The 14,862-nt window shown below is 66.7% G+C and carries 13 protein-coding genes and 1 pseudogene; 8 read left to right on the plus strand and 6 right to left on the minus strand.

Annotated features, from left to right (window positions below; all coding sequences use genetic code 11):
• Nucleotides 1-264 precede the first annotated feature (264 nt).
• Entirely contained in the window at nt 265-1,443 is a 1,179-nt protein-coding gene (locus ACOJVU_RS11970) for a glycosyltransferase (protein WP_421529971.1), read from the plus strand.
• A 138-nt stretch (nt 1,444-1,581) separates the two neighbouring features.
• Here ACOJVU_RS11970 and ACOJVU_RS11975 read toward each other — a convergent pair whose 3' ends face one another.
• The gene (locus ACOJVU_RS11975) at nt 1,582-2,385 is read right to left on the minus strand and encodes a transglutaminase-like domain-containing protein (RefSeq protein ID WP_421529983.1); all 804 of its coding nucleotides are present in this window, start codon (nt 2,383-2,385) and stop codon (nt 1,582-1,584) included.
• An 824-nt stretch (nt 2,386-3,209) separates the two neighbouring features.
• Between ACOJVU_RS11975 and ACOJVU_RS11980 the strand changes: the two genes are divergently transcribed.
• From ACOJVU_RS11980 to ACOJVU_RS11995, 4 genes and pseudogenes are all read left to right on the plus strand, one after another.
• Nucleotides 3,210-3,461 carry a hypothetical protein gene (locus ACOJVU_RS11980; protein ID WP_421529972.1) on the plus strand — a complete coding sequence of 84 codons (252 nt, stop codon included), beginning with the start codon at nt 3,210-3,212 and terminating at the stop codon, nt 3,459-3,461.
• Between the two features lie 813 nt (nt 3,462-4,274).
• Nucleotides 4,275-4,613, plus strand: a complete 339-nt coding sequence (locus ACOJVU_RS11985) for an STAS domain-containing protein (protein ID WP_421529973.1) — start codon at nt 4,275-4,277, stop codon at nt 4,611-4,613.
• 369 nt (nt 4,614-4,982) lie between these two features.
• A pseudogene (locus ACOJVU_RS11990) lies at nt 4,983-5,651 on the plus strand (Crp/Fnr family transcriptional regulator); the annotation flags it as partial.
• Nucleotides 5,652-5,794: 143 nt separating this feature from the next.
• Nucleotides 5,795-5,959 (plus strand): hypothetical protein, encoded by a 165-nt coding sequence (locus tag ACOJVU_RS11995; protein WP_421529974.1) that lies wholly within the window; start codon nt 5,795-5,797, stop codon nt 5,957-5,959.
• Nucleotides 5,960-6,452: 493 nt separating this feature from the next.
• Here ACOJVU_RS11995 and ACOJVU_RS12000 read toward each other — a convergent pair whose 3' ends face one another.
• From ACOJVU_RS12000 to ACOJVU_RS12015, 4 genes are all read right to left on the minus strand, one after another.
• Nucleotides 6,453-6,878: a hypothetical protein gene (locus tag ACOJVU_RS12000; RefSeq protein ID WP_421529975.1), complete on the minus strand. Its 426-nt coding sequence runs from the start codon at nt 6,876-6,878 to the stop codon at nt 6,453-6,455.
• A gap of 380 nt (nt 6,879-7,258) precedes the next feature.
• On the minus strand, nt 7,259-8,125 hold the full coding sequence (locus ACOJVU_RS12005; RefSeq protein WP_421529976.1) for a carboxymuconolactone decarboxylase family protein: 867 nt from the start codon (nt 8,123-8,125) through the stop codon (nt 7,259-7,261).
• A 40-nt stretch (nt 8,126-8,165) separates the two neighbouring features.
• On the minus strand, nt 8,166-9,539 hold the full coding sequence (locus tag ACOJVU_RS12010; RefSeq protein ID WP_421529977.1) for a metallopeptidase TldD-related protein: 1,374 nt from the start codon (nt 9,537-9,539) through the stop codon (nt 8,166-8,168).
• Nucleotides 9,540-9,587: 48 nt separating this feature from the next.
• Entirely contained in the window at nt 9,588-11,117 is a 1,530-nt protein-coding gene (locus tag ACOJVU_RS12015) for a TldD/PmbA family protein (RefSeq protein ID WP_421529978.1), read from the minus strand.
• Nucleotides 11,118-11,175: 58 nt separating this feature from the next.
• Here ACOJVU_RS12015 and ACOJVU_RS12020 point away from each other — a divergent pair, with 58 nt between their 5' ends.
• From ACOJVU_RS12020 to ACOJVU_RS12030, 3 genes are read left to right on the plus strand one after another with little or no spacing between them, the layout of a single operon-like run.
• Entirely contained in the window at nt 11,176-12,048 is an 873-nt protein-coding gene (locus tag ACOJVU_RS12020; RefSeq protein WP_421529979.1) for a carbohydrate ABC transporter permease, read from the plus strand.
• Complete coding sequence (locus ACOJVU_RS12025) at nt 12,035-12,859, plus strand: carbohydrate ABC transporter permease (protein ID WP_421529980.1); 825 nt, start codon at nt 12,035-12,037, stop codon at nt 12,857-12,859. Before ACOJVU_RS12020 ends, ACOJVU_RS12025 begins: the two co-directional genes overlap by 14 nt.
• Entirely contained in the window at nt 12,856-14,196 is a 1,341-nt protein-coding gene (locus ACOJVU_RS12030; protein WP_421529981.1) for an ABC transporter substrate-binding protein, read from the plus strand. The genes ACOJVU_RS12025 and ACOJVU_RS12030 overlap by 4 nt, the downstream gene beginning before the upstream one ends.
• 79 nt (nt 14,197-14,275) lie before the next feature.
• Here ACOJVU_RS12030 and ACOJVU_RS12035 read toward each other — a convergent pair.
• Nucleotides 14,276-14,862: aspartate aminotransferase family protein (locus tag ACOJVU_RS12035; RefSeq protein WP_421529982.1), on the minus strand; the 587-nt coding region annotated here is incomplete at its 5' end.

The following is a 14,862-nucleotide window of genomic DNA, read 5'->3' on the forward strand; positions in this document are numbered from 1 at the left end:
CTTCTTGCTCATGGCTTGTCGGGGAGACCTGTCGGACATCGCCGGCCCCTTCATCATGGGGGCCTGGTTGGTCCCGGTGCCCCGACTGTACCCGACGGCCAGGAGCTGGTGGGGTTTCTTCAGGCCCGCACCGACGCCTTGGGGTGTATCCTCGATTAAGTTGGAAATCCAGGCAGCCCGGGCTGAGTCAGCGTTACGCAACTGATCGCAATGAGCAACCGCTCACGCCGGGAACGCAGGTGACCACCTCTAGTTGGGATCACCTTGACCGCCTCGCTAAGATCTCCATCGCCGTCGGATTGCGCTGGAGAGCAGGGGCTTTCCGACGAGCCGAGTTTCTGCATTCTGGGTACCTATCCACCGACACCATCCGGGTTGGCGGCGTTCAGCGCCGGTCTGGCCCACGGCTTGAACACCAATGGCGCCGACGTCAGCGTTGTGCGGGTGTCCGACGGCCCGCGGTCTTCGAGCACTCGGGTCATCGGAGAGATGGTCGACGGCTCAGCGGCATCGGTGACAACCTGCGCCGAATTGCTGAATCGGAGCGACATCGCCGTCATCCAGCACGAGCACGACAGCTACGGAGGCATGGAACAAGACGAAGTCGTGGGGGTCATCGAACGACTGCATGTGCCATCGCTCTTGATCGCTCATACCGTCCTCAAAGACCCTACGCGACGGCAGCGTTCGGCATTCGAGGCCGTCGCTTCGCGGGTGGACCAGGTGATCGTGATGTCGGGGGCGGCCGGCCAACGGCTACGTGGATGCTTCGACATCGACCGCCGCAAAGTCACCACCATCCCCCACGGCGCAACCGTCCCGACGAAAGCCCCGTGCGTGCGGAGCGGCCGACCCATCGTGTTGACCCGGGGTTTGCTGGGGCCGGGCAAGGGTATTGAGCGCGTGATCGACGCGATGGGTTCGCTCAATGATCTTCCCGGCCGGCCACGGTACCTGGTCGCGGGCCCAACGCATCCGAAGGTGCTGGCCGCCGACGGCGAGGCATACCGCAATGCCCGGATAGAACAGGCACTGCGCAGCGGTGTCTCGGACTCGGTGTGCTTCGACGCAGATTACCGCAACGTTCCGATGCTGACCGCCCTCGTCCAGTCGGCGGCGGTCGTCGTCGTGCCCTACGACTCGGCCGATCAGGTGACCTCCACTGCTCTGGTCGACGCCGTCGCGAGCGGCCGCCCAGTCGTGGCCACCGCCTTCCCGCACGCCGTCGAGCTACTCGCTACCGGGGCCGGCATTGTCGTCGCGCACGACGATCCGGATGCGCTCGCTCATGCCCTGCGCCGGGTGCTGACCGAGCCACGCCTCGCCGGTGCCATGGCGGCCGAAGCCAGAAGATTAGCGCCGGACATGGCTTGGCCACTTGTCGCGCGTGCGTATCTCGTTCTGGCGCATCGGATCCTCGCGCAGCGCCGGGCACCGGCATGACCACTTAGACACCCGCCCCGATGTTCGATCATCTGCTGCGACAGACCGACCGTCGTGGCACCTGTGAACCACGAGCGCCCCGAGCCGGACCGGCAAAGACACCCGGGGCGGCGCATCCGTGGTTTGGGAGCTCCGCTTTCAGCGGATCGAAACGAGTTGGTCGATCGAGTCCGAAGGCAAGTCCCCGTCGACGACCGCGCTGACAACCAGTCGCTTGAGCTCGATCTGGCCCTTGTGATTATCGAGAAACGCGGTGTCGGAGGCGTCACGACCGGTGGCTATGCGGACCAGGGTTTGCCGGGGCGCCAGTAGCGTCGCATCGACCACCCGCCATTGCCCCTTGACGTATGCCTCAGCCACCGCGTGAAAGTCCATCGGATACACGCCAGGCGCATACACCGACACAAGGCGGGCCGGGACCTTGACCGCACGCAGCAGCGCCACCACCAGATGCGCGAAGTCGCGGCACACACCTTCGCCGGCGAGCAACGTATCCACCGCCCCATCGATCGGATCGCTTGAGCCGGGAACATAGTTCAACCTGGTGCCGACCCACGAACTCACATTCTCCAACAGCGTCGCCGAATCGCCGTAGGTGCCGAACTCTGTTGCGGCGAAGCCATAGAACTTGTCGGCTTCGGCGTAGCGGCTGGGGCGCAGGTACATCGAAAGGTCGTAATCGGTCACCGGAGCCGGATCGGTCTGACCCACGATCGTCGCCGCGTAGTCGACTCTCAATGCGCCCACCGCCGCGTCAAACTTGTGGATGCGGTTGCCATGTGCGCCGCTGACTTCCAAGGGCTCGACGGGCCGACCGTTCAGGACGAAGTGCAGCGACTCGCGCACTTCGGTGCCCGGATGCGGAGCCACCGCAATCTGAAACTCCAGCGTTGTGGGCTCGGTGATTTCGACTTCGATCTCGGCGCCCACTTCGCGTCTCATAGCGTGATGATGCGCCAATAGCGGCCGATCCGCCAGCATGCGCCGCGCCGGTCGGGAACGGCGGCCCCCGCGCATGCGTCCGGCGGACCCCGACCGGACCGCGCCACCGTGGTGTCACGCAGTCAGCCCCGGGCTGGCCGCCGTCGAAGCTGTTCCATCAGCCGCCGGCGCAGGTAGTCGTGTGGCGTACACTACTCAGCGAATGGGCAACAGCGCCTGCTGAACTCGTCACCGCCGGAAGTACCGTCCAACTTGACGCACGCCGCGGACATCCGCCCCACACGGCCGAAGTTCTTGATAATGGCGGCGATACGATTGTGTTGCCGGTCGTCCCATTCCACCTCGATCCCGACCACGCACTCGCGAGTGTGACGACAGCCGCGGCGCCGGGCGATGTGTCACGTGTCGATACGCTCCTGATGATCAGCGCGAAAGACAGGGAAAGCCGCACCGAGAGAGACGTCGCGCGGGAGCGCTGGGATTCCCGGATCGGGCCGAACAGACGAAGCCTCGAAATCGACTCCTGCGGCAGCGCGCCAACCAGACCGCGACTTTGGTATCGATGAGCCCCTGCTTCGGCGCCGCGCGGATATTGACAACTCGACGGCCCCGGTCAGGGAACCGCGGCCGCGCGTGTCGCCCTGCCGTCCGATGTCGTCGCGCATGCCGTGTTCGAACTCGAGACCCAACCAATCGAATTGACGAAGCAGCGTCAACGTTGAACGGTATTGATGCGAGGTTCAGGCCCGGAAGGTCATTTCAGACTCTGATTTTCCAGCCGGCTATGGATTGAGGGCCGCGTCCCAGCGCGGAAGTGGGGCGTTGTGCGGCTGATCGTGCGCCGCCGACCCAAACGGTGCGGTGAGCAGCTGGCCTTCGACGATCTTGATCGCTCGCAGCTGCGGCGCGCGATCATCACCAACGTCGAGGCCCATCACCGGCTGCGCGGCGGTGTCCCCGAAGACACCATTCGGGCGCTCAAAAACGACTTCGGGATGATCCACGCCCCCGTGCAACCGTTCTTCGGTGACTGGCTGTACCGGCAGGCCGCCGCGCCGGTGCACAACGTCGGGTGATGGCTGCGCGCCCTGGCACTGCCCCGCGCAGTCCGCCGAGTGCGCGGCAAACGACTGCGTCCGGCGTTTTTCAACGTCGCCGCCCGGCTGGTGCGTCACCGCCGGCGTCGGCACCTGCGCAACGCCGCTTGCGCTACCGCCCAGAAGCTTTCGATCGCAATCAGCCAATCCAACAGCGCAGCCACCACCAACCCGACCACCAAACAAGGTCATGACAAACCCGGCTGAAAAATCAGGATCAGATGAGTCAACGAAGACGGCTACGCGGGGCATGTGAATGAATCAACGCGGCGCATTGACAAGGCTCGGATCAGCGTGTTACATAGGGAGCGCTGAGCACACAGCCGGTCTGGGACTGATGCCACCGCCTTATCGGCCGTGGCATCGCAAAGGCGAAGCCAACCGCCCATATCTTGATCTGAATTCTTGTCACCCTGGAAATCCGCGGGCAACGCGCTCATTTGCTCACTCATCCTGAGTCTGCAAATCGTGCTATATCCGTCGCGGACGTCGACGTCGACGTCGACGTCAAGCGATCGATCCCGCGCGGACTGCTCAATGCGGTCGCGACTGACATCCGCACCGGCTCACGGGTTGTCGACCGCTTCGACGCTGCGCCGCCATCGCCACCGGGACGCCAGTAACTGGTGGCGCTGAACCGGAGCTCCGAGTCGAAAACGGACTACAGTCCGTCGTGGCATGACCGAAACGAGCACACCAAACACCATGAAAATTCATCAAACCCGCATCCGCAGTACTGAGACCCTTTGCGCCGGTCGCGACGACTCGATCGGCAACGGCGACCGAGTAAGAATGCGGGAACACGGCCGCCACCAGACCACGGTGGTGACGATCAGCGGCGAAGTCGACGCCGCAGACAGCGACCGCGTCCGCGAATTCGCAAGTCGCCCAATACTGGTCGGCAATCCGTTGATCCTCGACCTGAGCGGCGTCAAATTCTTTGCTGCGCGGGCTATCTTGACGTTGATCGCCCTCGATGACGCCTGCCGAGTTACCGCGGTGCCCTGGGCCATAGTTCCCAGCCGCACCGTGAACCGGGTGCTTCGGCTCACCGACTGCGCCACCTCCCTGCCCACGGCGAGTTCGGTGCCCGAGGCGCTGCACCAGCTGACCACCGGTACCTGTTGTTGAGAACCGACACGCGGTGGAGACCACACCAGCGCCACACCATGTGGCGTAACCGCGCCGGGGTGGGCGATGCCAGCCAGACCGCGGCTACTTCTGCGGTGACCCGCTGCCCTCACCGGGCAGCCACTCAGGCCGGACGTCCCGGTGAGCTCCGAAGTGCAGGATTACTATGAATGTTCTAAGCGCCGCCGAACCGCCCCCGCGCCAGCCGCCATCTGCATGTGCGTTTACGCTGAGTTTTCAGCTGCGCTGGCTGGGGCATGACCGCCCTGATCACCGTGGGTGGTTTACGCCGACCGACCCGCTGACGGCATTGCCTCCCATCGTGCTGCGGCAACCCTCGGTACCGTCCGCGATCCAGCAGGCAGCGCGATGACCGCGATATTGGCCCCGGCTGGGATCTTCCATGCGGTCGATCCTGCCGTAATCGCTACGTTGACTACGCAGCTCCCGGCCGTACACTTCGCGCGCCACCAGGCGATCTTCGGCGAAGGCGAGGGCGGCGATCAGTTGTACATTGTTACCTCCGGCAAGGTGAAGCTCGGCCGCCGTGCATCGGATGGTCGTCACCATCTTGTCGCGATCGCGGGACCCTCGGACATGTTTGGTGAACTCTCCATCATCGATCCCGGCCTGCGCTCGGCGAGCGCGACCGCCCTCACCGACGTGGAGGCCGTCGCGATGCACCGCAACACCTTTTGGGCATGGGTCGCCGATCGCCCCGAGATCGCGGGGCGGCTGCTGCGCGTGCTGGCTCGGCGCGTACGCCGCACCGAAGACGATCTGTCCGACCTGATTTTCACCGATGTCGCGGGCAGAGTCGCCAAAGAACTGCTCCGGTTGTCCCAAAGGTTCGGCGCCCAGGACAACGGTGTGGTGCACGTCACCCACAACCTGACCCAGGAAGAAATCGCCCAACTGATCGGCGCCTCCCGCGAAGCGGTCAACAAAGTCCTCACCGAGTTCACTCAGCACGGCTGGATCCGACCGGAAGGCGAAAGCATGCTGATCATCGACTCCGAAGCCCTGGTCCACCGCGCCCACCTGACAACTGTGTCAAACGGGCGGCAGTCGCCTACCGTCGACAGATACGACCACGACGAATCATTCACGCCCCCAATAGGAAACAACCGGAGTCGATCATGGGCATTCCCAGCACAGGTAGATTGATCACCCAATACGGTGTGCAGACACCGAACAGCAGCAGCATTCTGATGGTGACCACCGACCGCGCTGAGGCCGAACACTGGCTGGACTCCATCGTCGACGGCAGCATGGTGCAACGAACCATCTTCTACAGTAGCTGGCAACTCGAAGAAGACGAAGGCGACCTTGCACTGACCGGATGAAGCACACCGCGCACCAATATCAGTGGCACAGTCCGAAAGCTGATGCGAGGCAGGTCCACCCGAGTTGCCAGACTCAGTGGCCCGGCTCGTGAACAGGGATTCACCAATACCAAAGTCGCTCAATGCCGTCAATACCGGGGCGCACTGCGACGACCCGCTGCAGATCCTCGCCAACCTCCACACTGCCGCCGAAAGACTGAACGCCATCCGCGGCGAAAAGCCGACAGATGTTCTGCCACAGTTGATTTAGCTACGATCGCTTCGATTATGCCGCCGACATCAACCCGCCTGCGTATGCAGCTCACACCCGATCAGGCGTGCGGCGCCAGCTCAGAACTATGTGTCGTGGAATCATGCAGTCTGTCGGTATTCCGGTGGAGGCCGGACTGGAATCGCCACGTGGGCAAAGCCATTCGTTCGTCACAGAGATGACGTCGTACCCCGCGCATCGCGCCTGCCCGTGATGCCACAGGCGAAGGAACCTCTCAGCGGGTTACTGAGCGGCCTGCAGCGGCGGGGGCTGGTGCGCGAACTCGTCCTTGATCTTGGGAACCATGTCGGGGGCGTAGGTGAAAATCGCCGCCTCAACCTCGTACTCGGCCTGGTCCGCGTTCATCGGCGTGCCGTCGTTCACCATCTTGACCAGGGACTTGGCGGTCGCCAGCGGATCGGAGGCGGTACGCACCTGAGTGGCGAACCACTTGCCTTCGGCGACTATGTGGCAGTCGTTGAAGTCGGTGCCGTGGATCATCTTGTTCTGCGCCAGCAGGTTGATGTACTGCTCGTCCTGCTCACTCAATGTGCAGCCCGCCCATGCGTGCGGTGCCGAAGCGACGCCCTGGCCCACCATCAGGGCCATGAATCCGGCGCCGGCAGCCCCCACCGACAACGCACGTATGCGTGAGCGAGTGGTTGTCATGTCAAAACCTCTCTGCACGGGAACGACCTCGCTTTCAGCGCGTATTCCACGTCGAACACAGCCAAAGCCCAAAGTCGTTCGACCCTCGACCGGAAGTCGCACGGCGGCCGATCATCGTCTCAAACAGATGGCGCTGCCGTGCACAGTCAACGCCACCGATGGCATCGGTGCCAAGCCACGATCTTAGCTGGCCGCAACCAAACGCCGGCGGGCAGCGGAGCTAACACTCGATTTCGGGCGCATGAACGGATGGTTGTCATTATTTGAACCAATAGGCGTCGCAGAATGCTTCAACCCACCGCGGGTGGTTCAACTCGCAAGTGCGACAAGAACTTAACCCTAGGACCGCGGCGGTTCCCCGTACAGCCGAACCGCCGAAATCAGCTGAACACGGTCCGGCCGTCGGCGTCGAGAAGATAGTGCTCGGTACCCTGCTCGACCCGCGCCGCGTCGGCGCCCAACGACACTGCGACCTTGTTGCTGGCATTGCGCATGGTGTCGAAGGTGAGCTCGACGGCCTCGACCTCCGAGAAGCGAGAGCGCACCTCGGCGACATCGTCGGCGGCGAGGCGCGCAGGCGTCCAAATTAACCCATCCGCGTACCGCAGCGCCGCTTTTGCACGCGCGTCCAGCTGCGTCGACGTCGCGAAGCGCTCGATGTCCTCATACAGCGACTCCGAGCCCCCGGCCGCGAGCGCGGTGCTCTCGCGCAACGACTTGCACAGCCGGCAGTGGTGCTGGGCCGCGCCGCGCAACCGGACCACCTCGGAGGTGACGGGATCCAGCGCGCGCATCCAGGCCACCGCGGGCAGAAAGTCATTGAACACCACATCGGCGGGATCGGTGCTGTGATCCCATGCTACCGGGTCGTTCACCCAGCCCAGGTACTCCGAGCCCATGCCGAGCGCCTCAAAACCGGCGCGCACCCGCGGGGCGAAATCGGCGATGTAGATCGCCACCACGACACCGAAAGCACGGTCCCCCAACTGTTTCAACAGCCGGGATCGTTGCTCGCCGTTGATCGCCGAGACGTCGGCGCTGAACTGCTCGGCGAATTCGGCGACGACGGCGTCGGCCTCCGAGTCGGGTTCGCTCACCTCGACTTCCGCGGGCAGCGGCGGCAGCGACAGCGTGCGCGCGCACACCCGGCGAACCAGCGCCACAATGCGGCCGTCGTCGAGGGACGGCGGGGCCAGGGCCACCAACCGCGTCAACTGGCCGTGTCCGAGCGCAACCGGGGCCGTCATTGGTCACACGCTGGAGCGCGTCGGACCGCGGGGCAATCGGCTACTGCGCCTGGCTCACCGATGACATGTGGAAGTCCGGTATCCGCAGCGAGGGCATCGCGGCCCGGGTGGCCCAGTCCCCCCACTCCCGCGGCAGGGTCTTCTCGCTGACGCCGGCCTGGGTGGCCCGCCGCAGCAGGTCCAGCGGGCTCTCGTTGAACCGGAAGTTGTTGACCGCCGCGCTCACCTCACCGTCCTCGATCAGATACACCCCGTCGCGGGTCAGCCCGGTGAGCAGCAGCGCAGTGGGATCCACCTCGCGGATGTACCACAGCGTGGTCAGCAGCAGTCCGCGCTCGGTGGCCGCGATCATGTCCGCGAGGTCGGCCGACCCGCCGGTCATCACCAGGTTGTCGGCGGCGACGGCCACGTCGGCGTCGAACTTCGCGGCCGTGGCCCGCGGGTAGGCCAGCGCGTTGATCACCCCGTCGCGGATCCATTCCACCTGCCCGATCTCCATGCCGTTGTCGAACACCGACACCGTCTCCGAGGAGTTGCTCGCCGCGACGAACGGCGCGCACGCCAAGCCGGGGGCCATCGGATCGGAGAACAGCGTCAACGGCAGATCGGTGAGCCGCTCCCCCACCCGGGTCCCACCGCCGGGCGCCGAAAAAGCCGTCCGGCCCTCCTGCGCGCCGCGGCCCGTCATCGACCACGCCAGGTAGACCATCATGTCGGCCACCGTTGAGGGGGGCATGATCGTCTCGTAGCGTCCCGCGGACAGCTCGACCCGGCGCTGCGCCCATCCGAGCCTGGTCGACAGCTCCTCGAGCAGCAGGGCGACGGGCACGTCGACGAAGTCGGCCGAGCCGATGCCCGCCCAGGCGCTGGCGTCACCACGCTTGGCGTTGATCTCCACCGCGCCGGTCGGCTGGGTGTAGCGCCGCCGCAGCCCCGTCGACGACGCCAGAAAAGTCGTCGCGACGCTGTGGTGGGCGAACCCGTACAACACGTCGGCGCCGCCGAACCCGCGGCTCAGCGACCCGGCGAGGTCGGCGAACACCTCGACGCCGGTGCCCGGTACCGGCGCGTCCCAGTCGAACGGCGCCCCGCCGTCGGTGATCAGGGGCGCGACGTCGCCGGCCTCCGGCGCGCAGCGCGCCGCTTCCTGGGAGGCGGCCACCTGCCCGGAAATCACCCCCGGGTCCACCTCGGCCGACGTGATCGTGCCGACGCACGCGCTCTCCCCGGTGCGCACGACGGAGATCACGGTCAGGTGCCGGCTGACCGAAACCCCGTTCGTGGTCATCGAATTCCCCGCCCAGCGCAACGTCGCCTCGACCCGCTCGGTGAGCAGCACCATCGTCTCATCGGCGCGCCCGAGCCGAACCGCCTCCTTCAACGCGATGTTGACAGCGTGTTGCGGGCTAATCATCGGCGCCACTCCTCAGCATCGCTGCGCTCTGCATCGTCGCCGGCGCGATCACCGGCCGCCCTCCGTGCGGGTGTTGAGCACGTTGACGCCGCGGAACAGTGCCGACGGGCAACCGTGGCTGACCGCGGCGATCTGTCCGGGCTGGGCCTTGCCGCAGTTGAACGCGCCACCGAGCCGCCACGTCGACGCACCGCCAACGGCTTCCATGGAACCCCAGAAGTCGGTCGTGGTGGCCTGGTAGGCAACATCCCGCAGCTGCCCGTCCAGGCGGCCGTCGCGGATCCGGAAGAACCGCTGGCCGGTGAATTGAAAGTTGTAGCGCTGCATGTCGATCGACCACGACTTGTCACCGACGATGTAGATACCGTTCTCGACGCGCCCGATCAGGTCAGCGGTGGCGAGGTCCTCGACGGCCGGTTGCAGCGACACGTTGGCCATCCGCTGGATCGGCACATGGTGCGGGGAGTCGGCATACGAACACCCGTTGGAGCGGACCTGCCCCTGCCCCCGCCCGAGTCTCAGCGCGAACACCCGGTCCAGTTGGTAGCCCACGAATATCCCGTCGCGCACCAGGTCCCAGCGTTGCGCGGCAACGCCCTCGTCGTCGTAACCCACGCTGGCCAGACCGTGTTTGACGGTGCGGTCGGCGGTCACGTTCATCACCGGCGACCCGTAGCGCATGGTGCCCAGCTTGTCCGGCGTCGCGAACGAGGTGCCGGCGTAGGCGGCCTCGTATCCGATGGCGCGGTCGTATTCGGTTGCATGCCCGATGGATTCGTGGATGGTAAGCCACAGGTTGGTCGGGTCGATCACCAGGTCGGTGGGCCCGGGCGACACGCTGGGCGCCTTGACCTTCTCGGCCAGCAGCCCCGGCAGCTGGGCGAGTTCATCGGTCCAGTTCCATACATCGTCGCCGGCCAGCGCCTCCCAGCCCCGGCCCATCGGCGGCGCCAGCGTGCGCATCGAGTCGAAGCTGCCCGCCGCGGTGTCGACGGTCACCGCGTCCAGCGACGGCATCACGCGCACCCGCTGCTGGGTGATCGACGACCCGAAGGTGTCGGCGTAGAAGGTCTGCTCCTTGACGGCGTTCAGAGAGGCTGACACATGGTCGACGCCGTCGGCGCTGAGCAGCCGCCCGGAGTACTCCTGCAGCACCGCGACCTTCTCGGGTGCGGGGATCCTGAACGGGTCGATCCGGTAACTCGAGCACCAGGTCGCCTCGGCATACACCGGTTCGGGCGCCAGCTCGACGCGTTCGCGGTTCAGCGCCGCCAGCGCGGTCGCCACCTGCACCGCGCGGCGCGCGGTCTCGGCCGCAACGGCCGGCGCCAGCTCGGTGTGCGAGGCGAAACCCCAGGTGCCGTCCACGATCACCCGCACCGCCAGGCCGACCTCGCGGCTGACCACCTCGGTCTCGAGCTCGCCGTCACGCAGCGCGATGATCTCGGTGCTGATGCGGTGAACCCGCAGGTCGGCGTGACTGGCCCCGGCCGACTTCGCCGCCGACAGCGCGGCGTCGGCCAACTCGTGGCGCGGCAGGTCCAGGAAGTCGGCATCGATCTCCCGGGTCGGTTTCACGACTCCACCGTAACGACCGCTGCCGACAAAACCCGCCGGCGCCCGCTTTAATACACCCATGCCCGACGTGACCCGTCGATCCACCGCGCTGGGCTATGCCTTGCTGGCACCCAGCCTGTTCGGTGTGGCCGCGTTCCTGCTGCTGCCCATCCTCGTGGTGGTGTGGCTCAGCCTGTACCGGTGGGATTTGCTGGGACCTCTGCGCTACGTGGGCCTGGCCAACTGGCGCTCCGTACTGACCGACCCCGGCTTCGGCAGCTCGCTGATCGTCACAGCCGTGTTCGTGGCGATCGTGGTGCCCGCCCAGACGGTGCTGGGGCTGGCGGCCGCCGCGATGCTGGCGCGCCGGCTACCGGGCACCGGGCTGTTTCGCACGTTGTACGTGCTGCCGTGGATCTGTGCCCCGCTGGCCATCGCGGTGCTGTGGCGCTGGATCCTGGCGCCCACCGACGGGGCCGTCGCCACCCTGCTGGGGCACCGCGTCGAGTGGCTCTCCGACCCCACCCTGGCGCTGCCGCTGGTGTCGGCGGTCGTCGTGTGGACCAACGTCGGATATGTCTCGCTTTCATTCCTGGCCGGCCTGCTGGCGATCCCCGACGACATCCACGCCGCCGCACGCACCGACGGCGCCACCGCCTGGCAGCGGCTTTGGCGCATCACCCTACCCTTGCTGCGGCCGACCACATTCTTCGTGCTGGTGACCGGGATCGTCAGCACCGCACAGGTTTTCGACACGGTCTACGCGCTGACGAGCGGCGGACCGGCCGGCAGCACCGACCTGGTGGCCCACCGCATCTACGCCGAGGCGTTCGGCTCGGCGGCCATCGGGCGGGCATCGGTCATGGCGGTGGTGCTGTTCGTCATCCTGATCGCGGTGACCTTGGTACAACAGTTCTACTTCCGGCGCCGGATCAGCTATGACCTCACTTAGCCGGCTCAGCGGCGCGGCGATCTACCTCGCGCTGGCCTGCGGTGCGCTCATCACGTTGGCGCCGTTCGCGCTCGGCCTACTGACCTCGTTCACCTCGTCACACCAGTTCGTCACCGGTACACCGCTGCAGTGGCCGCGCCCGCCCACTCTGGCCAACTACGCAGACCTGGGCGGGGTCGGGTTCGGCCGCGCGGCGGCGGTGACCGCGCTGATGGCCGCGGTGATCCTGCTGGGGCAGCTCACCTTCTCTGTGCTGGCCGCCTACGCGTTCGCGCGGCTGCACTTCCCCGGCCGCGACGCGTTGTTCTGGGTGTACATCGCGACCCTGATGGTGCCGGGCACCGTCACGGTGGTGCCGATGTATCTGATGATGGCCCAGCTGGGCCTGCGCAACACGTTCTGGGCGCTGGTGCTGCCCTTCATGTTCGGCTCCCCCTACGCGATCTTCCTGCTGCGCGAGCACTTCCGGATGATCCCCAACGACCTGGTCAATGCCGCGCGCCTGGACGGGGCCAACACGCTGGACGTGATCGTGCACGTGGTGATCCCGTCCAGCCGGCCGGTGCTGGCGGCGCTGACGCTGATCACCGTCGTCTCGCAGTGGAACAACTTCATGTGGCCACTGGTGATCACCAGTGGCCACAAGTGGAGGGTGCTCACCGTGGCCACCGCAGATCTGCAGTCGCGGTTCAACTCCCAGTGGACGCTGGTGATGGCGGCCACGACGGTCGCGGTCGTTCCGCTGGTCGCGCTGTTCGCGGTGTTCCAGCGCCACATCGTCGCGTCGATCGTCGTCTCGGGGCTCAAGTGAGCCGGCCACGGTTTTCCACGCTGGCCGCCGCAGCCCTGGTGCTCGTCGCGGTGCTGCTGGCCGCGACGGCGGTACTGCTGGACTACTCCGGCGAACCGCACGGCGGCAAGATCGTCGTGCGGGTGCGGTTCTGGGCGGAGCCGATCGCGCAGGCCTACCGGCAGTCCTTCGACGCGTTCAACAGCGCGCACCCCGGCATCGAGGTGCGCGCGAACATGGTCGCCTACCCGACCTACTTCGACACCCTGCGCACCGACGTGGCGGGCGGCAGCGCCGACGACATCTTCTGGCTGTCCAACGCCTACCTCGCCGCCTACGCCGACGGCGGCCGGCTGATCAACATCGGCGAAACCCTCGGCCCCGACGCCGCCGCGGACTGGGAACCCGCGGTGGTCGACCAGTTCACCCGCGGCGGTGTGCTCTGGGGCGTGCCACAGCTGACCGACGCCGGCATCGCGGTGTACTACAACGCCGACCTGCTCGCCGCCGCCGGCATCGATCCGGCGCGCCTGGACACCCTCCGGTGGAGCCCCGGCCCCGGCGACGACACGCTGCGCCCCCTGCTCGCCCGGCTGACCATCGACGCTAACGGAAGAACCGCGGAGACTACGGGATTCGACTCCGGACGGATCAGGCAGTGGGGATACAACGCGGCCAACGACCCCCAGGCGATCTACCTGGACTACATCGGCTCGGCCGGCGGGGTGTTTCAGCGCGGCGACAAATTCGCGTTCGACAACCCCGCGGCGATCGCGGCGTTCCGCTACCTGGTCGGCCTGATCAACGCCGACCACGTCGCGCCGCCGGCCTCCGACACCAACGACAACGGCGACTTCTCCCGCAACCAGTTCCTCGCCGGCAAGATGGCGCTCTTCCAATCCGGCACCTACAACCTCGCCGCCGTGGCCCGCGACGCCCGATTCCGCTGGGGCATCGCGATGCTGCCGATCGGCCCCGCGGGCCGGGTCAGCGTCACCAACGGCATCGCGGCGGTGGGCAACGCGGCGTCCAAACATCCCGGGGCGGTGCGTGAGGTGCTGGCGTGGCTGGGCAGCAGGGAGGGCAACGCGTACCTGGGCCGCCGGGGCGCAGCGATCCCGGCCGTGCTTTCGGCGCAGCAGGTCTACTTCGACTACTGGGCCGCCCGCGGTGTCGACGTCACACCGTTCTTCTCGGTGCTGCGCGGCCCGCGGATCCCGGCGCCGGGCGGCCCCGGCTTCCCCGCCGGAGAGGTGGCCCTGCAAGACTATTTCGACGAAATGTTCCTGGGCCGGGGCGATGTCGCGGCCACCCTGAAGCGGGCGCAGGCGGCGGCCAACGCCGCCGCGCAGCGGTAGTTCACCCGGGCAGCACCAGCACCGGGGTGCAGCGGACACGTTCTACGCTGGGCGACCTCGTATGCGCAGGATCAGCGGATCAGGCGGCAGCCTCCCGCAGCACCGCGGCAAACTGCTCAACCGCCCAGTCGATCTCCGCCGCGGTGATCACCAGTGGCGGGGCGAACCGCAGCGTCGAGCCGTGGGTGTCCTTCACCAGCACGCCCCGGTCGGCCAACCGCAGGCTGATCTCCTTGCCGGTGGCCAGCGCCGGTTCGATATCGACCCCGGCCCACAGCCCGAAGCCGCGCACCGCCACCACACCATGGCCGATCAGCTCGGCCAACCGCCGATGCAGGTGGCGCCCCAGTTCGGCCGAGCGGGATTGGAATTCGCCGCGCGCCAGCATAGAGACCACCGTGGTGCCGATGGCCATGGCCAGCGGGTTGCCGCCGAAGGTCGACCCGTGCTCGCCGGGATGCAGCACGCCGAGGATGTCGCGGTCGGCGACCACCGCCGAGAGCGGAACCACGCCGCCGCCCAGCGCCTTGCCCAGCAGGTACACGTCCGGGCTGACGCCCCACCGGTCGCAGGCGAAGGTGTAGCCTGTGCGCCCCAGCCCCGACTGGATCTCGTCGGCGATCATCAGCACGTTGTGCTCGCTGCACAGCGCGCGCACGGACGGCA

Origin of the sequence: Mycobacterium sp. THU-M104 (assembly GCF_049197365.1) — a bacterium.
Lineage (GTDB): Bacteria > Actinomycetota > Actinomycetes > Mycobacteriales > Mycobacteriaceae > Mycobacterium.

Coding starts and splice junctions, on each gene's coding strand:
- ACOJVU_RS12000 (WP_421529975.1), bottom strand. CDS start 6,878: ATGACAACCACTCGCTCACGCATACGTGCGTTGTCGGTGGGGGCTGCC.
- ACOJVU_RS12025 (WP_421529980.1), top strand. CDS start 12,035: ATGACCTCACTTAGCCGGCTCAGCGGCGCGGCGATCTACCTCGCGCTG.
- ACOJVU_RS11985 (WP_421529973.1), top strand. CDS start 4,275: ATGCGGGAACACGGCCGCCACCAGACCACGGTGGTGACGATCAGCGGC.
- ACOJVU_RS12020 (WP_421529979.1), top strand. CDS start 11,176: ATGCCCGACGTGACCCGTCGATCCACCGCGCTGGGCTATGCCTTGCTG.
- ACOJVU_RS12005 (WP_421529976.1), bottom strand. CDS start 8,125: ATGACGGCCCCGGTTGCGCTCGGACACGGCCAGTTGACGCGGTTGGTG.
- ACOJVU_RS12010 (WP_421529977.1), bottom strand. CDS start 9,539: ATGATTAGCCCGCAACACGCTGTCAACATCGCGTTGAAGGAGGCGGTT.
- ACOJVU_RS11975 (WP_421529983.1), bottom strand. CDS start 2,385: ATGAGACGCGAAGTGGGCGCCGAGATCGAAGTCGAAATCACCGAGCCC.